This is a genomic window from Polynucleobacter meluiroseus (assembly GCF_900205755.1).
In the GTDB taxonomy this organism is placed as follows: Bacteria; Pseudomonadota; Gammaproteobacteria; order Burkholderiales; family Burkholderiaceae; genus Polynucleobacter; species Polynucleobacter meluiroseus.
This window is the reverse complement of sequence record NZ_OANS01000002.1, coordinates 23,178-45,104: the sequence shown is the minus strand read 5'-3', so window position 1 is coordinate 45,104 and position 21,927 is coordinate 23,178. Positions and strand designations below refer to the sequence as shown.

The 21,927-nt window shown below is 43.6% G+C and carries 26 protein-coding genes and 1 pseudogene; 6 read left to right on the top strand and 21 right to left on the bottom strand.

All coding sequences use genetic code 11. The annotated features are described in order from the left end of the window. Positions 1–37 precede the first annotated feature (37 nt). Genes CP950_RS03440 through flgB form a run of 4 tightly spaced genes read right to left on the bottom strand, consistent with a single transcriptional unit; the run spans position 38 to position 3,257 of the window. On the bottom strand, positions 38–1,618 hold the full coding sequence (locus tag CP950_RS03440; RefSeq protein ID WP_096672487.1) for a flagellar hook-basal body complex protein: 1,581 nt from the start codon (positions 1,616–1,618) through the stop codon (positions 38–40). Between the two features lie 51 nt (positions 1,619–1,669). Further along, a complete protein-coding gene (locus CP950_RS03435) occupies positions 1,670–2,374 on the bottom strand; it encodes a flagellar hook assembly protein FlgD (RefSeq protein ID WP_096672486.1) in 705 nt (234 codons plus the stop codon). A gap of 13 nt (positions 2,375–2,387) precedes the next feature. Beyond that, entirely contained in the window at positions 2,388–2,798 is a 411-nt protein-coding gene (gene flgC, locus CP950_RS03430; protein ID WP_096672485.1) for a flagellar basal body rod protein FlgC, read from the bottom strand. Between the two features lie 21 nt (positions 2,799–2,819). After that, positions 2,820–3,257 (bottom strand): flagellar basal body rod protein FlgB, encoded by a 438-nt coding sequence (flgB, locus tag CP950_RS03425; RefSeq protein WP_096672484.1) that lies wholly within the window; start codon positions 3,255–3,257, stop codon positions 2,820–2,822. A gap of 216 nt (positions 3,258–3,473) precedes the next feature. Between flgB and flgA the strand changes: the two genes are divergently transcribed. The 6 genes from flgA to CP950_RS03395 all read left to right on the top strand — a co-directional run bounded on the left by flgA (position 3,474) and on the right by CP950_RS03395 (position 10,549). Beyond that, complete coding sequence (flgA, locus tag CP950_RS03420) at positions 3,474–4,310, top strand: flagellar basal body P-ring formation chaperone FlgA (protein ID WP_096672483.1); 837 nt, start codon at positions 3,474–3,476, stop codon at positions 4,308–4,310. 187 nt (positions 4,311–4,497) lie between these two features. Next, positions 4,498–4,809, top strand: coding sequence for a flagellar biosynthesis anti-sigma factor FlgM (gene flgM, locus CP950_RS03415; protein ID WP_096672482.1), 312 nt, complete (start codon positions 4,498–4,500; stop codon positions 4,807–4,809). An 89-nt stretch (positions 4,810–4,898) separates the two neighbouring features. Next, entirely contained in the window at positions 4,899–5,726 is an 828-nt protein-coding gene (locus CP950_RS03410) for a flagellin N-terminal helical domain-containing protein (RefSeq protein WP_096672481.1), read from the top strand. A gap of 306 nt (positions 5,727–6,032) precedes the next feature. Next, positions 6,033–7,511, top strand: coding sequence for a flagellin N-terminal helical domain-containing protein (locus CP950_RS03405; RefSeq protein WP_096672480.1), 1,479 nt, complete (start codon positions 6,033–6,035; stop codon positions 7,509–7,511). Positions 7,512–7,702: 191 nt separating this feature from the next. Next, entirely contained in the window at positions 7,703–10,009 is a 2,307-nt protein-coding gene (locus CP950_RS03400) for a flagellin (protein ID WP_096672479.1), read from the top strand. Positions 10,010–10,135: 126 nt separating this feature from the next. Next, the gene (locus CP950_RS03395; protein ID WP_096672478.1) at positions 10,136–10,549 is read left to right on the top strand and encodes a hypothetical protein; all 414 of its coding nucleotides are present in this window, start codon (positions 10,136–10,138) and stop codon (positions 10,547–10,549) included. A gap of 87 nt (positions 10,550–10,636) precedes the next feature. Here the strand turns inward: CP950_RS03395 and CP950_RS03390 are convergent, their stop codons facing one another. The 17 genes and pseudogenes from CP950_RS03390 to fliJ all read right to left on the bottom strand — a co-directional run bounded on the left by CP950_RS03390 (position 10,637) and on the right by fliJ (position 21,926). Continuing rightward, positions 10,637–12,214, bottom strand: coding sequence for a tetratricopeptide repeat protein (locus CP950_RS03390; protein WP_096672477.1), 1,578 nt, complete (start codon positions 12,212–12,214; stop codon positions 10,637–10,639). Between the two features lie 48 nt (positions 12,215–12,262). Continuing rightward, a complete protein-coding gene (locus tag CP950_RS10115; protein WP_207760199.1) occupies positions 12,263–12,598 on the bottom strand; it encodes a nucleotidyl transferase AbiEii/AbiGii toxin family protein in 336 nt (111 codons plus the stop codon). Continuing rightward, entirely contained in the window at positions 12,576–13,094 is a 519-nt protein-coding gene (locus tag CP950_RS10110) for a nucleotidyl transferase AbiEii/AbiGii toxin family protein (protein ID WP_207760198.1), read from the bottom strand. Before CP950_RS10110 ends, CP950_RS10115 begins: the two co-directional genes overlap by 23 nt. Further along, positions 13,094–13,930 carry a type IV toxin-antitoxin system AbiEi family antitoxin domain-containing protein gene (locus CP950_RS03380; RefSeq protein ID WP_096672476.1) on the bottom strand — a complete coding sequence of 279 codons (837 nt, stop codon included), beginning with the start codon at positions 13,928–13,930 and terminating at the stop codon, positions 13,094–13,096. The genes CP950_RS10110 and CP950_RS03380 overlap by 1 nt, the downstream gene beginning before the upstream one ends. 61 nt (positions 13,931–13,991) lie before the next feature. Continuing rightward, positions 13,992–14,204: a hypothetical protein gene (locus CP950_RS03375; RefSeq protein ID WP_096672475.1), complete on the bottom strand. Its 213-nt coding sequence runs from the start codon at positions 14,202–14,204 to the stop codon at positions 13,992–13,994. Between the two features lie 58 nt (positions 14,205–14,262). Beyond that, positions 14,263–14,583: a helix-turn-helix domain-containing protein gene (locus CP950_RS03370; RefSeq protein ID WP_096672474.1), complete on the bottom strand. Its 321-nt coding sequence runs from the start codon at positions 14,581–14,583 to the stop codon at positions 14,263–14,265. Between the two features lie 257 nt (positions 14,584–14,840). Next, positions 14,841–15,617 carry a flagellar biosynthetic protein FliR gene (gene fliR / locus CP950_RS03360; protein WP_096672473.1) on the bottom strand — a complete coding sequence of 259 codons (777 nt, stop codon included), beginning with the start codon at positions 15,615–15,617 and terminating at the stop codon, positions 14,841–14,843. Positions 15,618–15,635: 18 nt separating this feature from the next. Beyond that, a complete protein-coding gene (fliQ, locus tag CP950_RS03355) occupies positions 15,636–15,905 on the bottom strand; it encodes a flagellar biosynthesis protein FliQ (RefSeq protein ID WP_096672472.1) in 270 nt (89 codons plus the stop codon). 39 nt (positions 15,906–15,944) lie between these two features. Further along, positions 15,945–16,742, bottom strand: coding sequence for a flagellar type III secretion system pore protein FliP (fliP, locus tag CP950_RS03350; RefSeq protein WP_096672471.1), 798 nt, complete (start codon positions 16,740–16,742; stop codon positions 15,945–15,947). After that, positions 16,735–17,352 carry a flagellar biosynthetic protein FliO gene (gene fliO, locus CP950_RS03345; RefSeq protein ID WP_096672470.1) on the bottom strand — a complete coding sequence of 206 codons (618 nt, stop codon included), beginning with the start codon at positions 17,350–17,352 and terminating at the stop codon, positions 16,735–16,737. Before fliO ends, fliP begins: the two co-directional genes overlap by 8 nt. Before the next feature lie 50 nt (positions 17,353–17,402). Beyond that, positions 17,403–17,651 (bottom strand): annotated as a pseudogene (gene fliN / locus CP950_RS03340) (flagellar motor switch protein FliN); the annotation flags it as partial. Between the two features lie 88 nt (positions 17,652–17,739). After that, positions 17,740–18,759 (bottom strand): flagellar motor switch protein FliM, encoded by a 1,020-nt coding sequence (gene fliM / locus CP950_RS03335; protein WP_096672468.1) that lies wholly within the window; start codon positions 18,757–18,759, stop codon positions 17,740–17,742. A gap of 13 nt (positions 18,760–18,772) precedes the next feature. Continuing rightward, positions 18,773–19,255 (bottom strand): flagellar basal body-associated protein FliL, encoded by a 483-nt coding sequence (gene fliL / locus CP950_RS03330; RefSeq protein WP_096672467.1) that lies wholly within the window; start codon positions 19,253–19,255, stop codon positions 18,773–18,775. Positions 19,256–19,431: 176 nt separating this feature from the next. Next, the gene (locus CP950_RS03325) at positions 19,432–19,851 is read right to left on the bottom strand and encodes a hypothetical protein (protein ID WP_096672466.1); all 420 of its coding nucleotides are present in this window, start codon (positions 19,849–19,851) and stop codon (positions 19,432–19,434) included. 83 nt (positions 19,852–19,934) lie between these two features. Then, a complete protein-coding gene (locus CP950_RS03320) occupies positions 19,935–20,285 on the bottom strand; it encodes a BLUF domain-containing protein (RefSeq protein WP_096672465.1) in 351 nt (116 codons plus the stop codon). 6 nt (positions 20,286–20,291) lie between these two features. Beyond that, on the bottom strand, positions 20,292–21,455 hold the full coding sequence (locus CP950_RS03315) for a flagellar hook-length control protein FliK (RefSeq protein ID WP_096672464.1): 1,164 nt from the start codon (positions 21,453–21,455) through the stop codon (positions 20,292–20,294). 9 nt (positions 21,456–21,464) lie between these two features. Continuing rightward, a complete protein-coding gene (gene fliJ / locus CP950_RS03310) occupies positions 21,465–21,926 on the bottom strand; it encodes a flagellar export protein FliJ (protein WP_096672463.1) in 462 nt (153 codons plus the stop codon). Between the last annotated feature and the right edge of the window lies 1 nt (position 21,927).

Here is a 21,927-nt window from a genome sequence, read left to right as displayed (position 1 = left end):
ATTCTCCTTAGCTTTCAGCTCTCATCATCTATCCGTCTTAACCGTTCATACCAATCAGGGTTTGATAGATTTGATTTTCAATTTTGACCACTTGAGCACTGGCTTGATAGGCCTGCTGTGCTGCTAGTAAAGCCACCATGTCTTGTGTTTGATTCTCATTGGACCCCTCAAGTGCAGAACCTTGCATCTTGCTACCAGCCAATTGCACCGTACCTAGCGCAGGTGTACCTGATTTTGAGCTTTGTACCCAAGTATCGTTACCTACCGCTTTTAAACCGGTGTAACTAGGAATAGTGGCCACACCAATTTGCGCAATTTTGCTAGTGAGGCCATCGCTGTAAGTACCAATAATGGTGCCAGTTTCATCAATAGCCATGGTATTTAAATGGGCTACAACTGTTCCAGGAGTCTTAGTCTCGACTAGCGGATTAGATCCTGTCAGGAACCCAGATGCAGTTACATTAATTGTTGGCTGCGACCCAAATCCGGTATAAGTTGCCTGCACCCAACTGGTATTTGCTTGCTGAGCGGGTGTAATATTCTGACCTAAATAGGTTGTCGGAATATTAGCCGGCACTGCAGCGAGCGTGTTGTAATTACTTAATACACCAGCGAATAGGCCAGTACGCACTGGTGCTGCATTAGCAACACTGGGAGTATTTCCATTCGAAGCACTTACTGGTAATTGTATATTGGTAGTGTTATTACTATTGGTAAAAGCAAGAGCGCCATTACTGACTTGTGCGCCGGTAGTATTAACGCCAGTTAAAGTGCCATTAATGACGCCATCAGTCACGCTCACACTATTTTTAACAGTGCCATCCGCTAGACCGGCAAAGGCTGCTGCCACATTCGCTGCTGTTGCGCCTGATGCACCAGCGGTAAATGTCATCCCTGCGACAGTAATGCTCTCATTGGCGGCGAGATTATTAAAGCTCACCGTGTTATTGGCAGGCGTAAATAGTGGGTAATTATTCGTAGCAGAATTGCTAAAGCGAGCTGCAATCGTATCAGGTGTATCACCCGCTTGTAAGCCGCTAAACAAGGATGCAACTTGCGCAGCAGTCAATGTTTTGCCATCGGTATTGGTGTAGCTTAAGCCACCAAAAGTAACCGTGCCATAAGGAGATAGTGGTGAATTAAAGCCAATCGCATCTACCTGATTGGTATTGGCTGAGCCAGGGCGAATATCATTCGGTGCTAATGGCAATTGAATTGCCGTACCAGTGATATCTAAAACCTTAAACCCAGAGCCATTTACTAAAAATCCAGTATCACTCTCGGTAAATTGTCCATTGCGCGTATAAACTGTCTGACCCAAAACAGGATCTTTCAATACAAACATTCCCTGGCCAACAATGGCTGCATTAAGTGGTGCTGTAGTTGTATTAATCGGACCCTGTGTAAAAGACTGCATCACATTGGATGCCAGCACGCCACCACCCGTTTGTACTGGTGATCCAGAATTAGCAGCATTCAGATGGCTTGCGAGTACGTTGGTAAAGTCAACACTCGAAGTCTTAAAACCCACAGTTGCACTGTTGGCAATGTTATTACCTAACACGCTCAAATGTTCTGAGGCCGCATTTAAACCGCTTAATCCTTCGACGAGTGACATGTAAATCCTTTTGTGATGATCAGTATTATTAGTGGATATTTAGCGTGCAAATTAACGAATCTGTGCCACGTTAGAAATATTGGTAGTCGTGTTGTTATCCAACATGATCTGCGTACTAGTATTTGCTGTAGGATTCAGAATGCCAGTAACGCTTGCCACTGTTAAACCAGTTGGGTTCACATTTTGTCCAGCAACGTTAGCTGCTAACTGGAAAGTGTATTTACCATCAGGCAATTGATTGCCAGCAGCATCTTTACCATTCCATGAAAGTGGCACTGTGCCAGCAGGCTCAGCACCATAAGTCAACACATTGACAGTTTGACCAGCAGCATTTAACACATTGACTTTGAGTGAACTTGCGGGTGCGCTCAATTGCACACCAAAGTTTGCTTGACCCTTAGTCAAGTTCAAAGTATTGCCAGGAACCATGACACTCTTACCAACCATACTGGAAGCTTGATAAGCTTCATTGGTTTGCATTTGTGTTAATAGTGAATTCATGGAGCCATTGAGTTTATTCACGCCATCGACTGTTGAAATCTGCGCCATCTGACTTGTCATCTCGGCGCTGTTCATCGGATTGGTTGGATCTTGATATTTCATTTGCGCAACTAACAAGGTCATAAACTGATCCTGTATTTGTGAGGCAGAGCTAGCAGAGGCACTAATCGCTGCACTTGCACTACCAGCGGCACTCGAATTATTAGTCGCACTTGGCAATGTAGTCACGCTGGGATTATTTTGGATAGTAGTCATGGTCTGGTCCTAATTAGTTTTGGCCAATGGTTAAAGTTCTTTGCAACATCGTTTTTGCAGCGTTCATCGTTTCAACGTTGTTTTGATACGAGCGTGATGTAGAGATCATATTCACCATCTCTTGGGTAGCATTCACGTTAGGCATTGCTACCATGCCATCTTTATCGGCTAATGGGTTAGCTGGGTCATACACCATGCGAGCGGGTGTTTGATCTTCAATCACCTTATTGACCTTAACGCCCTGATGACCTGATGTGCCAACCGGTGTTGCTTCGAAGATAACTTGCTTGGCCTTGTAAGGCTGACCACTAGAACTTGTCGCGCTATCCACGTTGGCTAAGTTACTGGCAACGGTATTTAAGCGCTGAGACTGTGCGCTCATCGCTGAACTAGAGATATTAAAAACGTTTTGTAAGGAGGACATAGTTATTCCGTTCTATCTAAATTAATTGCCAGAGTTCAGTGCTGTGGTCATATCTTTAATCTGAGCATTGAGCATCGTGATATTGGCTTCGTAATGAATGGCGTTATCCACGAACGCCGTTCTCTCCACCTCACCATCAACCGAGTTGCCGTCTACACTTCCCTGAATGAGGGGGCGATACAGCAAGTCAGCTTCACTGAGGCCATTGCCGCCCGGAATATGTTGGCCATGAGTAGTAGTAAGCGACATATTGCCGTTGGAACTCACCGCAGCATTATTTGCTGCACTAGCCACATTGGCCTCGAGGGCTTTTTTGAGGGATGCAGCAAAGTCGATATCCCGTGCTTTATAGTTCGGGGTATCTGTATTGGCGATATTGGCCGCTAAAATTTCTTGGCGTTGAGCTCTCACCCGTAGGGCGGTTGCATTAAAATCAAAGAGCGCGTCTAATTTATCCATTTATTTCTCCAATTTCCCTAAAGAAATCCTCAAGTCAGCCGTAATAGGTTATGTAGCATTGCAAATACCTATTAATGGCATTTTCACTAATGTAATTTGCCCGCCCCTTCCTTGATTTGCCAATAAAAGGGGTAATAGTTCGGCTAATTGAGGCATTGACTGGCCCCCAAAATCCTAAAATCATGGTTTCGCCATCCTTTTGGACTGGAATTAAACATGCATTCCTCATACGAAACCCCCTTAGAGTTCAAGAAAACAGCCCAAAAGCCCCTTTTCGGGTCTTTTTTGCAAGGTTTTGAGACCCTGATCATTGGCATCATTGCTAGTGTGTTGATCTCTTTTTTGGTGCTCTACCCCAAAATCAGCTGGGCGCAGGCTCCGGCATCTAATACAGCTGTCAACGCAGGTAATCCCCCTACTTTTCAAAACCTACGCATCATTAATCAAAAGGTGAAAGACTTTTTGACGACCCAAAGTGCTGGTTCCCCAGGCAAGGCGGAAATTACCGTCACCCCAATGGAAGAAGGCACGCAATTGACCTATTGCCCTTCTCCAGAAGCCTTTTTTCCTCCAAATAGCGCTGCTTGGGGCAGAACGACTGTGGGCGTGCGTTGTGGTCAACCTAAACCTTGGACCGTGTATGTCCAAGCGAATGTCAGCATCATTGCCAACTATGTTGTCGCTGGAGCCCCGATTGGCCAAGGTCAAACTATCTCCGCCAATGAATTACAGCTTCAAAAAGGCGATCTAACCATCCTGCCAACCGGCATTTTTACGGAATTTAACCGAGTGATCGGTCAAACCGCCCGAATGTCCTTGGTAGCAGGCACCGTCCTCAAAAAAGAAATGCTCAAAATGCCCCTGATTGTGCAAAAAGGGCAATCTGTGAGGGTTGCTAGTGGCGGCAAGGGATTCTCGATCAGTACCGACGGCCAGGCCTTAAATGAAGCTTCAGAAGGTGAGATAGTCAAAGTTAAAGTCAGTAATGGCAGTGTTGTCACCGGAATTGCCAAAGAAAATGGCATAGTTGAGGTAGGCGGCCAGAGTAAGTAGTCTAAACAGATAATTTATATTCCTCTTACGCGCCAAGGAAAGCCGGATTTAGCTAAAGTTAGGCTAGATAAAGCCGTTAGAGAAGGTGTAGGAAAAGCATCAGAAGAGAAGCAAGTTTTATCGTGTTTTGATAGTTTGATAGAAAACTGAGAAACTAGCAGCACCTAAATTAGGCTAAAGTGTTCCCATGAAAATTAATGATTCTTTGAAGACCGCGCTCAACACCGTAGTGGAAAAACCCGCTGCGAGTGAGAGCAATCCCACTTCAACGATTGGACCTAGCGCTAATTCAGTCAAGCCACCTGCTGCTGACATCACTACACTCTCTAGTCAGTTGCAAGCATTACAAGCGACTATTGCTAATAGCCCAGTGTTTGATTCTAAAAAAGTAGATATGATCCGCAGTGAAATTGAAAGCGGTCAGTTTACAGTTGATACTGGCAAAGTTGCTGATGGCATGATTCATGATGCTGTTGCATTGCTCAAAAAAAATAATTAGACGTGTTACGAATTTTTCGTAACCCACCTAACTAAAGCAATACAACTTAAAGCAATACAACAAAAACCTAGGCAAGATCAGACATCATCATGAGTATTGCCAAAACCAATTTAGTCAATACTTTTACAAACTATGTAAAAGATTTTCAGACAAAAATAAATACGATTAATACGCAGTTAAAGAATGGCAAAGCTACTCTTACAACTGCACAGCAAGACGAAGTCGCCAAACTTTCGACGGCAGCAAAAAGTTATGCAACCCCGCAAGACAGTATTGCGAATGCCCAGAAGACGATTGGTGTAGCGCAAACAGGGATTACTTCTATCTTAAAACTGATGCCTCAGTTGCAACAACTGGCATCTCAGGCCAGTAACCCTACTTTAGGCTCTTCTGATAGTACTAACTACAACTTTCGTTTTCAACAATTAGTCACAGAAATTGGTAAGCTAGCCACTAGTGCCAGTTTAAATGGCACCAACCTGCTCTCCGGTACTGCTGGCATGAATGTCATCATCGGTACCGATAAAACAGCTGCATCACGCTCTTTTATTAATAGTGTCAATATCTACGGCATGATGACTACTGGTCTTATGAGTGGCATCAAACTCGATACACCAGAAAATGCCCAAGCAGCAGTGAATGCTCTCAATAGCGCGCTAGCCCAGATCAATAATGGTCAATCCTTGCTCAAGATGACATCATCTAGGCTGACTGCACAGGCCAATAAACTGACTGGCCTTACTACCACTGCCAATAATTCAATTAACGCGATTCAGAATATTGATCCAGCAAAGCTTAAGGCGCAGCTAGCCCAATTGCAAAGCCAACAAAACGTTGACTATCAATTAATTAGCCAGTTAGACCCAAATGCCTATAAGGCATTGATTGTTGCTAACGCTAAGGCAAACGCCGGATAATCAGCACAAAGCTCGCCATACTTCTTGGTAATTTGCTGCACTTCTTGATTGGTAAAAATCAAGATTTAATTCAAAAGATACTTAAGTTTTACCAAGCTCCTCCGTTAAAGAATATATAGAACGAAGACTTCTTCGGAAGTTTTCAAATAGCTGATGTCATAGTCAGCGCCAAGCTCTGTTGATGTGGTCTACGCACTGCGCACTGATGCTTTTTCGTAAGTTGGTTTGTTGTTATGCATTTCGCGTAACCAGACCGTTTATTGCAATCCATTGTGGATGCATAAATTTAACTAAAGGAAAAGAATCATGCCAATGCCATTATCAGGTTTAGCACAGACCCTATCAAATTCTGTTGCAACAGTTCAATCTCAAATTGTTGATACACAAAACCAATTAGCTGCTGGTGTCAAGACACTTAATCCAGGTCAAGCTGGTGTAGTTACTCGTTTATCAGCTCAAGCTTCAGGCTACGATCAAACTCTAACTAACATTGGTTCTGCACAAAGCGTCATAGCAGTAGCACAATCATCCCTAACCTCTATTTCTCAGATCTTGACCCAAATGCAAGCTTTGGCAAATCAAGCATCTAGTGCAAGTCTTTCTACAAATGATAGAAATAGTATTCAGGCAACTTTTTCTAACTTAGCTAATCAGGTTAAGACATTGGGCACCAGCTCTTCCGTCAATAGTAATAATCTTTTAAATAGTGCAACGGGTATTACAGTTACAACTGGAATTGGCGGTGCTTATTCAGATAACACAAGCGTTTCTGGTGTAGATATTGCAACTTTAGCAACTACAGTTGGCAACCTATTGGTGAATAGCACTTACGCGACTCCAACAGACGTCACAACTGCAAACGTTAAGCAAACAGATACTGTCACCTTTGCTGCAACTCCAACTACTGGTGATACTGTTACTGTATCGGGATTAACATTTACTGTAGGAGCATCGGCCCCGAGCGTAACCGCACTGGCGACCGCTTTTGCTAACTACATCACAGGCGCCAGTACCACATCCACATACGGAACGTTTTCAGGTGCCTCAGTAGCAACAATGCAAGCACTGTATTCAGGCGCAACTTTTGCTGCTGGCGTTTTGACTCTAACTGATGCAGTTGCAGGTACTCAGTCATACACTGTGTCATCCGCTACTGGTAGTCACGTAACTGCTGTTGCTGCTGTTGCGGCAACAGCAGCAGTAAATCAGATCGATGCCGTTACTTTTAGCAGTGCTACCCTTAGTGCAGGCCAGACAGTTTCCATTGATGGACTTGTTTTTACAGCTGGTAACGCAGGTGCGACAGGAACTCAAATCGCTACGGACTACGCAAGCTACATTACATCAGGAACCTCAGTCAAAGGAACGTTTAGCGGTATCACGAGAGCATCAATGCAAGCCTTATATGCAACTGCAACTCAGGCTGGCGCAGTATTAACACTAACAAAAGCAGCTAGCTTGACTGGCGTTCAACCTGCACCAGTCATCATTGATGCTGGAGCGACAAATGCAGCAGCAGCAGTAGCATCTTTAACGACTCAATTGCAGACAGTATCCACAGGTCAGTCTACTTTGGCAGCCTCAGCTACTGGCTTAACTGCTCAGGCTTCCGCTAATAATGCCCTGAAAACAGGCTTGACTAACACAGTAAACTCAATCCAAAACATTGATGCTACTGCAATGCAAGCGAAGTTACAGCAATTGAACAATCAACAATCGATCGATTATTATTTGGTTAGCCAAATGAATACAGAAGCAGCAGCGATTTTGTCGATATTCCGTTGATTTAACTAGTGTTTTAGCTGTTTAAGCTTAGAAAAGCCGGGTAATTCCCGGCTTTTTTAATGGATTCAAAGGGATGATTCCCTTATATAGTTTCCCTAATTATTGATTTTTGTCGTGTATAGGGCCAGGATTTTCAAGAATTTGTACCTGTATTTTACATAAAAAGATTGGATATTTAAGGAAAAAATATCATGAGCAATACTATTACTTCGCTAGCTTCAACACTGACACAGTCTGTTAATGAGGTTCAAAAGGGCATTGTTGAAACACAACAACAACTTGCCTCTGGTAAGGCAACATTGAATGCCGCCGAGACTGGGGTTGTGAGTCGCATGACCGCTCAAGTTGCAGGCTATGGATCAGTTACTAAAAACTTGACTGATGCCGGTAGCGCAGTTGATGTAGCTCAGTCAGCCTTAACGTCAATCTCGACGATTATGAGTCAGCTCAAGGGCTTGGCCACCCAAGCCTCAAGCGCGGGATTTGCCTCTACTGATCGAGATAGCTTAAATCTGACCTTTCAGAACTTAACGAATCAAATACAACAGTTGGTTACTAGTGCTAGCGTGAATGGCGCCAATCTACTCAATACGGATTTTGGTCTACAAGTGACTACTGGTATTGATGGTACCCCAGCTTCTCAAACTCTAATCAATGCGACCAATGTGGGCAATTTGGTTACGGCTCTAAAGCAGCTATTAATTACTGGCATGCAAATTACCGACCAGACCTTTGCAGCCACGAATTTAACTACTCCTGTGAGCACGATTGTTGGATCAGCCATTGGAACAGTAGCTGGAGCTGTAAATAACTCCACCGTAACAGCACCAATCGTAACCTTTCCAGCATCAGGTCTAAAAGCGGGTGATTCTTATTCAATTACGATTAATACACCTTCTCCAGTAACTATTACCCTTGCAGTTACAAGCGATATGACTGCCGCCCAGTTAGCTACTGCTTTTTCAGCTTACATTAGTTCTGGTACAGCAACAACCTATGGAAATTTCACTGGAACCTCCCCAGCTACTACTACGTCAGTCTCTGGCAGCGCGCTTACCCTGACAGCAACTGGTGCAACTTCTGCATCAACTGCCACATTCACAAATCCGGCTAGCAGCCAAACTCAAACGATTACCCTTCCAACTACTAGTATGGCTCAGGGCAACTCTCTAACAATTGGTAATTTAACCTTTACTGCAGGTCCAGGACCAGGCACTACTGCTGCTGGTATATCACCATCGGCAGTTAGCAAGGCATTTGCTAATTACATTAATAATGGCGTTCAACCTGATCCAAGCATTGGAACATTTACCACTACAACAACTGCAGTTACACAAGTTCAAACGATTACATTCCGTGATTTAGCGAGCGGCGATAGCTTCTCCGCAGGCGGCTTAACATTTCTCGCAGGAAGTGGTGGAGCGACTGCAGCTCAACTTTCAACGGCATTTTTGGCCAAAATTGGTAACTCCGCATCGCTGAGTCAATATGGTACTTGGAGTGGCTCCAAAGTAGGCGGCCTTGGCACAGCAGTTAGCGCTGGGGGCTCCACAACATCAATTGCCTGGAGCTATAGTTCGGCTGGTGGTCAGTTAACCAATCTTTTGACTACTGGCACCACATCCACCGGTCTTGCTTCATATACCCTTTCGGGCCAGAGCGCTGTAGCAGTGCCTTCAACTATTACAAAAATTGGTATGAACGCTAATACTGGTACGAAGATTACCGGTGGCTCCGCCTACGGTGTCAGCGCAACTGTTACTTCAAGCAACACATTTAGCCTAACAACAATAGATCCACTAACAACAGGCAGCGCTCCTGGCGGAATTGCCTTGCTGTCTCAAAACAGTAATACCACCACCAGAAATACCTTAACATTCACCAACACTAATTTATTGGCTGGTACTGCCAACTTATTTCCTGGTGACAGCGTCACCATTAATGGGCTCACTTTTACTGCATCACAAACTACAACGCCTCAGCAAGTTTTAGACGCTTTCAAGAATGTGATTAATAGCGGCGATACAGGCAATCTATATGGCACCTTTGCCAATACCGATGTTGGTGGTGGCTCTTTAACTGGTAAGGTTTCTGAATTCACCAATTACTTCACTGCGATTGACTTAGGCAATAACGTTTTAGCAATTGATAACAAGCCTGGCAATACCTCAACTACCCCACCGACGATTGCCTGGAATACCCAAAATGCTGCCATTGCTAATGCCAATAAAGCAACACAAGTGATTACCGGTCAAATTGATACCGTTTCTACTGCACAAGCATCTCTTGCTGCAGCAACAGCTGGTATTCAAGCGCAATTGAAAAATGCAACCAATATCAAGAATGGTATGCAAAAGACAATCGATGCAATTGCCAATATTGATCCGACTGCTTTGCAGGCTAATCTACAACAATTGAATACTCAGCAAAGCGTTGACTACTATTTGGTAAGTCAGATGAATACCGCAGCGGCTGCAATTTTGTCAATATTCCGTTAATTTGAGCCCTGATACCCCTTGATTTGTACTAATGATCATTTCATGATGAGTTCATATAAATCAGAGGGTTTTCAGATAGAATGATTCTAATAAAGAACACGAAATAACGGATAACGAGAGACCATCATGTTTAATAGCAAAAACGCCATTAATGCTTATGTGTCAGTAGATAACAATCTGACTGGTGCTAGCTTTGAAAAACGCTGGTTTGAATCTGTCATCAGCATCATTAAACGCATCATGGCAGGTGAATTCGATCCAGTAACCAATCACAAAAGACTATTAGAAATCGCTGAAGGCTTGCAGTGGGTACAAGAGAATCTCAATGAGAAATTACATTCTCAACACCGCACGATGCTCAAGACGATCTATAGCACCAATATTCAGATTCTCAATGGCGCCATTCAGTCACAGAATTTTGAGTATCTTCCCCTGGTCATTGCATCAATGGAAGTTATCTTAGGCCCTTACAACAAGGGAACGGCTGGAACCATAGCAGCACCAGCTGAGGCTGCAGAGCCAATGAAGCACACTGCTTAATTCTGTAATTCTCCATTCGATTGATATTCAATACACCTAAGCAGTAGCTTAGGTGTATTGCTTTGTGCTATGCATTAATTATCTTGCTCAGTTGTATTGAGTAGACTGCTTTAATAGCGGTACCAGATCATGGCGGATTTTATCTAGTGGCGCATCCCAAACGCCCTGCTGCTCTTGTCGGTAAAGCCTTAAGCTGGGATACCATGGGCTTAAAGTCACCCCAGATAACCAGCGCCATTGTGGCGCTTTAGGTAATAAGACCCAGCAGGGAACATTAATAGAGCCCGCTAAGTCCGCAACGATGTTGTCAGTAGAAATCACTAAATCACATGCACTGACTAGCGATGCTAAGTCATCAAACTCCACTGATTCGTTAACCTGCTTATATCCATAGATCTGAACCATCAACTTGGACTGAAGATCCGCAAGCTCTCGATCAATAATGCCCTGTTGCAAGTGAACAAATTTGATTCCCGGCATATTTAAGGCTGATGCCAACCGGTTCAGTTCAATATTTTTTGATTTGTCGTGCGGATTATCTTCATCCCTCCAAGCAATACCGATGAGTAACTCATCTGACCTCGCTAGCGCCTCTCTAATAGCAGCTCTTTGCTCAAATTTTGGCTTGAGGTACTGAAGTTTGACATTCAGAAAGTCATCTAAATCATTTCTGAATAGGCCGGGTAGATCTCCTAATGCCAGATGGGCATCGTAGAGTGATTCATCTACTGTTTCTGTTGCAGCATAGAAGGTGATTTCTGGCATGGAGCGCTCAAATAACGGAATGAGGCGTTCATCAACTTGCACCAGTAAATTAGGCGCTAATCTTTGCATCTCTAATAGCAAGCCGCCAAAGAGAATGTGCTCGCTAGCGCCCTGCTCTGCCCATACCAATACTCTTTTAGCTGGGCTATCCTTTTGCCATTTTGGATTGCTAGTTTTAAGCGCTTGGGTCTTGAGACCACGACCCTCCCAACGCCAGTGATACATACCCCAACCTGATTGAAAATGGCCATTCAGTAAATGGAGCTTTGCCAGATTATCGCGCGCAGGCCCCAAATGAGGATCTAAAGCGATGGCTTTTTCTTGACTCTCAATGGCTGGGTAAATCAGGTTCAAAGCTTGATAAGTTAGACCTCGATTGACATAAAAGGTAGCGTCCTCTGGGTCAAGCTCAATGGCTGTCTGAAACTCTAGTAAAGCCTGTTCGTGCTGCCCTAACTCTTTAAATAGATTACCGCGGTTTGAATAGAGTTTAGCCATGGTTGGCGCAATACTGATGGCTGCATTAATCGACGCCAGAGCATCCTCTTGGCGCTGCAAATTACGCAATGCCTCAGCCGCGTTAGCATAGGTTGTCCAATTACCTCCTTCAAGCGCAATGGAATGGCGGCAGCACTCTAAGGCTAAGGCATGCTGTCCTAACTTCATCAGTGCATTGGCGGCATTATTAAAGCACTCAGGCATTGTTGAATCGATTTCGAGCGCCTGAGAAAGCAGTTGCACTGCTCTTGAAGGATCTAAATCGGTAATGGCCACTCCCAACATATGTAGGGCGTCAAAATGATTGGGGTCATTTTGAAGAATATCTTCGTAAAGCAATTTTGCTTGCTCTACTTCACCTTGTTGGTGAAGTATGAAGGCTTTTTGGAAGGATGTATTCATATTCTATATTGGGCGATTGCTAATCCGGCTGTTTTAGAGAGGGTGTAATCATTCCGGTAAATCAGCCGCTCTAATTTCCTTCATAACGTCCCTGAAAACACCATCAAATTCTGGAAGAGCACTCATCTGATGCGCTAGGCGACCTGTCCAGTTACGCTTTAGTCGCTCGCTTTTAACAGCAATTGCTTGCTCAAGGCCATTTACAAATCTATTACGATGCGCCAACTTGCGCTCTAGTTCGGGGCGCAACTCTTGAAGCACAATTGAATACTCTCCAAATAAATGCCAAAGGTCATAAAGATCTCTAGGTTCATTTCTAGCCCGATCACTTAGTGCCGCGACCTTTTCAATCACAATTTCTTCAATGGCATATACATTTAGCATTGATCCTCGTGGGATCTTCGAATGCATCATAGGTTTGGAAAATAGGCTTACTTTCTGTGGTGAAACAAAACACCTCATTAATCGTGATGTCTACCTTGACATCATTTGATGCTGGCAACGGCCCTTGATATTTGAGGTAAAAAGTATAGCTATTTTGGTGGCTTGCCCGATCTTCTCTATCGAACTCTATCTTTAATCCACACTCTCTATATACGTTATGAAATATCTCATTTAAGCCAACTAATATTTCTGAAAACTCAATAGGTTTCGTTAAAGTGAAATCCAGGTCTTCTGAAAAGCGATAGTGGTCAATCCAGCAACGTCGAAGCGCTGTTCCACCCTTAAAGATCAATACCTTACCCAAAGGGTGATTGGCAAGTCCAGTCAAAAACCAAGCCAATACATAGTCACGCTCAATCACGGACTCGGGAACACGTTTACCCCCCTCTCTTAATAATTGATTGGAGATCAGGGAAATATTTCTTTGCGGAATCATTATCCAAACCTCACAGTTTCAAGCTCTTCTTGACTCACATTAAGTTGTAATTTCCACCTAGAAAGAAAGGGTCCTTCAGGAGGCAATTGTGGATCTAGGAGCTGATAGGTTGCACTTAAGTGCTTTTGTAATTCTTGCAACATATTTTCATCTGCCAACCCATATCCCTCCAATAGATATCCGAGGCGCCGGATTACCGCACCTACGCCGAGCTCTTGAGCATATGCAATGAGAGTTCTAACATTAATCGCCTCTTTTTGCATCCATAAACCCCTAGCCACCTCAGTAATTCCTCCAACATACTCTGGGTGCTTTAAGCCATCAATCAGCGTTCTTTCTAAATCACTGATGAATACAAAGCGCTCTTTATCTACCCAGTATTTCTCTATCCCAAAGACCTGTTCATCCCTTATATTTACAAACTTGAAGTCATATCCTCCAACAGTCTGAGGACGTAAACGCTTAGTTGATGAAACATATGTAGTGAATATTGGCTGTGTGACCATCCGATGCAACTCGAATGCAGTTCCATACGATAAAAAATAAGGCGCCATCCCTACAATCTCTCTCGCGATAATATAAGGACTATCGATATGCTCCGACACATCCCCCAACTCAAAAGGCACCAAGTTGAATAGACCGGGCTTTAGTCGCGTAACGAGCCCGCGTTGCTGCGCTTTGTGCAATAAGTTACTTACCGCAACTGGCGATAGTCCCGTATATTTAACGGCGTCAGCTACCCTAAACGTCATGAGTCCTTTTTCATATAGGTGCGTAATTAATCCTGCCATACGAGAACCTAGGGTTTTAGATGATTTATTATAATTTATGTTCATTTTATATACCATAAAGATATAATTAGCACATTAAATATAACATTATTTGATCTAGTTAGCACTACTTTTGAGCATGGGGCGTACTGAGATGGCACCTAAAACGACCATTTAACTTATTAATCGAATTCACTAGATCTCCAAGTAAGCTTTTTCCAAGAACGGTATCACCTTCAATAAAGGCAGACATTGTCTCTTGGAATAGAGCCTCTCTAAAAGCAGGATCACGCTCAACCCGAGCTGTTACTGTATCTTGAAATAACTTCGTTAATGGCATTGTTATTTTCTTTTTTCTTTTAGATCGCTAACCTGAACTACTAAGGCCCAAGATGAGCTCAGGCAAATACCACGCTAGTGTGGCCATCAACTTGCGAACGTGATCCTCTGCGGATCACAATTTGCACATCTCTACCTAAACGATTAAGACATTCGAGCATTTTGGTTTCGCTAATACCTCTAAATTGACCGCGAAGTAAGCCGGAGAGTTTCGGTTGGGTCAGCCCCAAAAGCTCAGCAGCCTCAACTTGAGTCAGACGGCGCTGCTTGATAATTTCCCCAATCTTATAAGCTAGGCGAGCTTTAACCAACATTTCTTCTACCTGGCTATCACCCAGGTCAGCATAGACATTGCCGCTGCTGTTTTCAACTTTGGTCATACTCTATTTCCTTTTAGCATGTTCTTGAGCAACTTTTAGACGCTCATGAATTAAATCCATATCCGGTTTTAGAGTAGCAATACCGCTAGTCGATTTCTTTTGAAAACAATACAACGATCTTAAGTAATTCGACATGTCCATATAATACCTATATAGGTATAAAGTAAAATATCTTTTAAACCTTAATCCCTATAAGCGTCCGGGATTTGTAATATTGCAACCACCTTTAATTTGCCTAAAAATAACTAAGCCAATTCTTACCTCAACTTCAACATATTTTTACTAGCCTCAATCCCCTGCTCAATCACGATTTGATAAGGAGCGGCTAAGGTAGGCAGCATCAACATAATCACCAAAAATCCTACTAGCAGAGTGAGCGGAAAGCCAATACCAAAAATATTAAGCTGGGGTGAGGATCTAGTCAAAATACCTAAGGCAAGGTTGGTAATGAGTAAAGTCGCCACAATGGGTAGTGAGAGTTGCAAAGCGATGCTAAACAGTTTAGCGCCCCACAGAGCAATCATCATGCCATCTATCATATGGGCTTGCGTAGTGACAGGAAAGTCATAGAAGCTCTGTAGTAATGCAGAAATCATGATCAAGTGACCATTCATACTTAGGAATACTAAGAGCGCCAAGATACCCATCAGTTGGCTGATCACTACCGTTGTACCGCCTGACTGAGGGTCGTAATTGGTAGCAAATCCAAAGCCCATGGTCATACCACTCACCTGACCCGCAAACTCAATCGCACTAAAGATAAGCTGCGCCATAAAACCAATTGCCAGACCCACAATCAATTGCTCGGCAACAATCAACGCACCGCTCAAGGAGAGTAAATCAATATTCGGCATTGCTGGTGCTGCTGGTGCAATCACCATCGCAAGCAAAATACCCATCGCTACTTTAATCTGCAGTGAGATCGCTTGATTACCAAAAAAGGGGGCGACGGCTACAAAACCTAAAATACGCGTAAGCGGTATTAAGATAGTAACAACCCAAGCTTGGATGAGTTCGCTATTGAGCGTTAGCATGGGTGAGTGTGAACTGTTTTAGCCCATCAAGAGCGAGAAATTACTGAACATACTGCGCATATAGGTCACTAGTACGGAGATCATCCAAGGCCCAGCTATCAGCAGTGTTAACAATATACCCAGCAGTTTTGGAATAAAAGACAAAGTTGCTTCGTTGATTTGTGTTGCTGCCTGAAATACCGAAATGATCAAACCCACCACTAGCGATACTAAGAGCAACGGTGCACCAACCATGAGGGTTGTCTCCATTGCAAGGCGTCCGATATTCATTACTGATTCTGGTGTCATGACTTTTATCCTAGTCTTATTTTTCTATATTTCTATTGTTTACTGCGCAAAACTGGCTGCTAAGGAGCCCAGCAAGAGCTGCCAACCATCTACCAATACAAACAGCATGAGCTTGAACGGTAATGAAATAATTGCTGGTGAGACCATCATCATGCCCATGGCCATCAACACACTGGCAACCACCATATCAATAATCAAAAAGGGTATAAAAATACTAAAGCCAATCTGAAAGCCTGTTTTTAGCTCGCTGGTCATAAAGCTAGGCACCAAAACACTCATCGGAATGTCCTCCGGTGAAGCGACTTTCTTGCCAGACATATTTAAGAACAAAGCCAAATCAGTTTCGCGGGTTTGCTTAAGCATGAAGTCTCGAATCGGTACGGAACCTTTTTCTAGAGCCTGCTGCATGGTGATCTTGTTGTCGTTGAGCGGTTGATACGCCTCGTTATAGACTCGATCGAATACTGGCCCCATCACAAAAAAGGTTAAAAATAAAGCTAAGCCCAATAAGATTTGGTTAGGTGGGGTTGCCTGTGCACCAATAGCCTGACGCAAAAGAGAAAGCACAATAATGATGCGCGTAAAACTGGTCATCATTAATAAAACGGTTGGTAAAAAAGATAAGGAAGTGAGCAGAATCAGAGTCTGCAGACTCAAGCTGTAGTTTTGGCTACCACCAGGCCCAGCGGAGCTAGATAAAACATTTAGAGATGAATTATTCGCTGCATAACTTGGAATTGTGTAAAAAATACAAGCCAAGGCAAAACCTAGGCATAGCGCCCAAAAAATTGTCTTTGCATTAAGAGAGATGGGTTTGAATTCTGTTAAATCACTCATTGCCATCACCCACTTTTAAGATTTTTCGTAAAAACCGTTTCACATTCTCTTTATGAAATTTAGTAGCATTGGTTTGTGGTTTAAAGCTGCTTTGCATATTGCGCGGCTCTTCTTGTAATTGAGACGAAGGAGGTGATTGCTCTTCATCAAACTCTGATCTGAATTGAAAACGGGGTTCTGGTTGGCGTTGCGCACGACTGCTCTGCTGAGGGTTTGGCATAGGCTCATCTTCATAGAATGGCGTCTCTTCGTAACCATCACTAAAATCAAGATCCGATACCTTGAAATTAGCCAAGCTATTGACTTGACCTGAGGCCACACCGACAACCACCCAATTGCCACCAATTTCAACAACTACCACACGCTCACGTGGCCCCACACTCACACCGCCAACAATTTTGGCGACGGATTGATTACCGATCTTGGCATGATTAAGTTTTTTCATTGCCCAAGCCAAACCCGCAATCAAGGCTAGTACCAATAGCAAACCCAGGATTACTCTAAAAGGACCACCATCCGACTCTGGAACGCGGGTGACCTGAGCCATTGCTACTTCAGCAAAGAAGAGGCTTGAGAGAATTGTCCAGTAACGTATTTTCAGGATGGTCATCTTGTGCTTTTTTGGCTTATTGAGCTTATTTAAATTAATTGTTTATTGATTTATTTATTTAATTTACGAATGCGCTCAATTGGCGTAATGATTTCAGTCAGGCGAATACCGAACTTTTCATTAATCACCACCACCTCGCCTTTAGCAATCATCGTGCCATTAACCAGAATATCCATCAAATCACCTGATGCGGCATCTAACTCAACGATAGAACCCTGGGTTAACTGCAGAAGTGTCTTAATTGGAATTTTTGTGCGGCCGATTTCCACAGACAACTGGACCGGAATATCTTTAATAAATTCCAAATCCTTTTCCTGTGGCTGGGACTTATCATTCCCTTCCAGCTCATTAAATACTTCGGCGCCCTCTTGATTGCCGGATTCAATTTCATTTGCCATCATTGGCTCCTTTAATATATTCAGATGCGTCGGGTTTTAAGAGTTTTTCAACTCGCAAAGAGTATTGGTTGTTGTATATCCCATAGCGACAGGACAATACAGGTACGTTATCTACTGTCACAGGAATTTCTGCTAAATAAGATAAGGGGATAACGTCGCCATTCTTTAAGGCAATGATTTCTTCCATCAACATGGTTTTATTGCCCAAATTAGCAACTACCTCCACCTCAACTGCTTGTACCTGCTCTAGCAAGCTCAGTTCCCAGATATGATCATGCTCAGACACCATGCCCTGAGTCTGAGATGTCAGAATATCCATGATGGGTTCGAGCATCATGTAAGGGACACACAGCTCAATCTCGTAATTCGCTTCGCCAATGACGAGTGTGAAAGTGGTGGTTGACATTAACTCGCTAGCCATCGCAATGTTGACGAATGACAAATTCATTTCTGAGCTAACGTGTTCACATTCTATAGGGTACGCTGGGGCCCATGCTTCTTTATAGGAACCAAAGAAGGTTTGTAATAACGTACCTACAATCCGCATCTCAGTAGCCGTAAATTCACGACCTTCGATGGAGACTGGAAAACGTGCGCCACCACCAAAAAGGTTATCAACGGTGTACAACACCAAATTGGGATCCATAATCAATAAACCTGTACCGCGCAGTGGTTTCAGTTTGATCAAATTAATATTACTAGGTTGGCTATGCTTAGCCAGCAACTCGCCATACTTACAGGTTGTAGTTGCGCTTGTTTTTACCTCAATAAGCTGGCCAAATAAATTGGAGGCCGTAATTCGTAGCAAACGGATAAAACGCTCATGTACTGTTTCGATCGTGGGCATACGGCCACGAACCAGGCGCTCTTGGGTGCCTAAATTAAATGCCTTAACTTGTACGCCCTGCAGGCTTTGCTCCTGCACTTGGACATTTTTTTGCTCTTCAGTTAACTCAACGTCTTTTAACAGCTCGTCAAGTTCACCTGCGGTGAGATTTTCATCTGCCATGATGGGCTCGTGCTTACTGAATAATGAAAGAAGTTAAATAGACGCCAGTAATTTTTTGTTCTGACTGACTACCGCTAAAAGGTTTTTGAAGTTCCTCAGTAATTTCAGTGATCAAGGTATTTTTACCTTCGACTGAGGTGATTTCAGAGGCTTTTTTATTGGTGAGAATAAATAAAATACGACTTCTCAACTCTGGCATATGAGCCTTTAAATTGGCGCTCATCTCTTCAGAAGGAACTTGAAGATTTAAAGTCGTTTGCAAATACTGTTGAGGCTCAGTGCTCTCTGGTCGCAAATTCACGGTAAATGCTTCCAAGGGAACAAAAATTTGGAGATCTGGAGTCTTTGGTTTGGAGTCGGCTGCATGAGAGTCGGCCTTCATGACCAAGAAATAGTAGGCTGCTCCACCACCAATAGCCAATGCGAGCACAACGCCTAGGATGATGAATAACATCTTTTTGGATTTAGGCTTCACTGCCTGTTCGTTCTCTGCCATTTACCGCTCCATTGTGAAAATGATTCCTCATTATCGGGGGAAATCATGACACTAGATACTCAGAAAAGAGGTAGAAACACCCCTTATAAAGGCATTTAGATAGTGCTTTTAGGTTTGATTCGGAGGGGTTTACTTTGGAAATCCCAATCCCAAGGGAGGGATTATTCTGAAAAAGCTTATGCCGAAGTAATAAAACTGGCGCCTGGCAAGGCAGCTGGCTGAGCTTGATAAGGGTGTCGTGGCAACATTTGACCTGCGGCGGCAGTCATGCCAGCTAATGAACTCTGGTCAGCTCCGGGTTTACTGCTGCTGAGTAAGCCATGTAAAAGCGTGCTTGCAGCGGCATCACCCAGCTTAGAAAGGCCCAGGGAAGCACCAGGCAAAGCAATTGAACTACCAAGAGATGCAAGCGCAAGACCGCCAGATAGTGTTTTACCCAAAACACTACCTAAACTATCAACAAAGCTAGATGAAGAACCCTCTACAGCGGATGCTTGCCCCCCTTTAGGGCCATGGAATTCAGCAGAAACCCCTTTAGCCAGAAAGCCGGGGTTCAGAGAATTGCCAAAAGAGGTAGGTAAGCCTAAATCAGTCATCGTTCGATTTTATAGGGGGTGCAGAGATTCAATTCGAAGAATAAAGGGATTTTTCGCCCTTAGTTCTGGATTTTGAACCGGTTTCACAGCTTATCCTGCCACTGAATCGGCGAGCCAACATGCTCGTATTCCTCAGTTTTAGGGTTATAAAAGGTCATTGCCCAGCTGGGATACTCACGGGTACTAATTTCACCCTCCTGAATCACGCTTACTAGGGTATGACGGGAATCTTGCTCTATTTTGCTAAACAGCGCTTTGATAGCAGATTCTTCCCCTTCCAGAACCTCCATGAAATTACCGTCTTTAAATACCAACATGCCGGTTATACCGACCTTGGTATTTTCACTACTCATCAGAAAAGCCATATCCAGAAACTTTTCTCGAGTAAAAGTCTCTGTTGCAGAGCTGACATAGATGAGTTGATAAGTGGCCATAAAGAATTACACGAATACACTAACAATGCCATCGTACTGCATCGGCAGACTTGGATCCTGAACTTTCCCGCCCTTCGCCGCTTGCTCATTGAGCAGCTGGCTAAGCGCACTGTGATGCTCAGATGAAAGACTTGAGCCAGACTGATTTTGGGAAGCGAGAACGCTAGCCTGACTTTCTTCATAGCTAGTACCAGTGCAGACATTCGCCTGCTCCAAAATGAGATCAGCTTGGCTCATTGAGCCCCGCAATTGCTCCATACCATCTTGCAAAGCTTGACGCACATCCGCATTGTTCGACACAAAAGTCGCATTGACTTGTTGATCTTTAACGGTAATCACAATTTTTAGAAGTCCAAGATTGTCAGGATTGAGATTTAAAACGGCTAAATGCATATTAGCACCAACCATCAAAATCATTCTCTGGGAGATCTCTTCACTCCACTGTAAGGAACCAAACTGGGCATGGACTTGGCCATGCATCGTATTGGCCTGAATTGGTGCATTACCAAACTCTGATTCGCCACCACTGCTAGCTTGACCACCTTGACCATGATTTTCTGATGCAGAAATTCCGATAGCGGTAATCGCTTCGCTTTCAAGATTTGCGTTCTTCTTGGGCGCTAGCGGATCTTTGCCTGGCATCTCCATTGTCGCGTTCTTGGATAAAGCTTGAGAAGAGCCTAAGCGTCTAGCCTGAGCTTGCAGAATCTCAGCATCAGAAGTGAACCCTGAGCCCTTTGAAATAACGCGCATATTTTTGGCTTGCGCTTGCATTTCCGCCAGTTTGGCAAAAGCAAACTCTGTATGAGCCTGCTTCATGTTTGTGCTTTGCGTTGCTGGTGCTTGAAATGAATTAACTTCGCCTGATTTAGAGATATTCACAAAGGCATCTGCCTGCCTTGCAACCGCAGCCCTTACCTCCTCTTGATGGGGATTATCTTTCGCCTGTAATTTACTGGCTTGGACAATATTAGGCGATAGTAGCTGTGCGGTGTTCACTGTATTTTTAGCGTCTAGCTCTTGAAATACTTTTACTTGAGAAGAAAGTAATTGACTAAAAATAGGTAAAGCTGAAGCGTTGGCAGCATTGGAGTTAGACTGCATTCCAGGCTCCTGCCCAACACTGGTGTTGAGTAAAGATTGCGCTTGAGCTTTGAGATCGATATTCATAGCAGTGTTTTAAGCGCTAGAATTATTGGCAGATAAAAAGCGGCGTTGATTACTGCTGAACTCATCCATTTGCTTTTGCTCGCGTCTAGCTGCCAGCTTTTGCATTTGTAATTGATTTCTTTCAATAATAACTTCGTATGATCTTTTTTTAGCCTGACATTTTTGCCAATAGGCTAAGTGATGCTTAACGATTTCATCATATTGATGAATGGCACTACCCTGACTAACAATCGCTTGGTCTAAATTCTTCAAAAACAGTATGTAATTTTGCAAATCGGTAGCAGTAACACCCTCCAGCGATAACGCATTTCGCTGATCAATATATTCACCACGATAGTTTTGCAAATGCTTTTCTTGATCACGTGCCTGTGCAGCATCCCGATTTGCTTTAGCCAATCTTTCGGCAGCATTATCTAGATTACGTTTAGCAAGTTCTAAGAGGGTATTCATACCATTAAGGATATTCGCCATG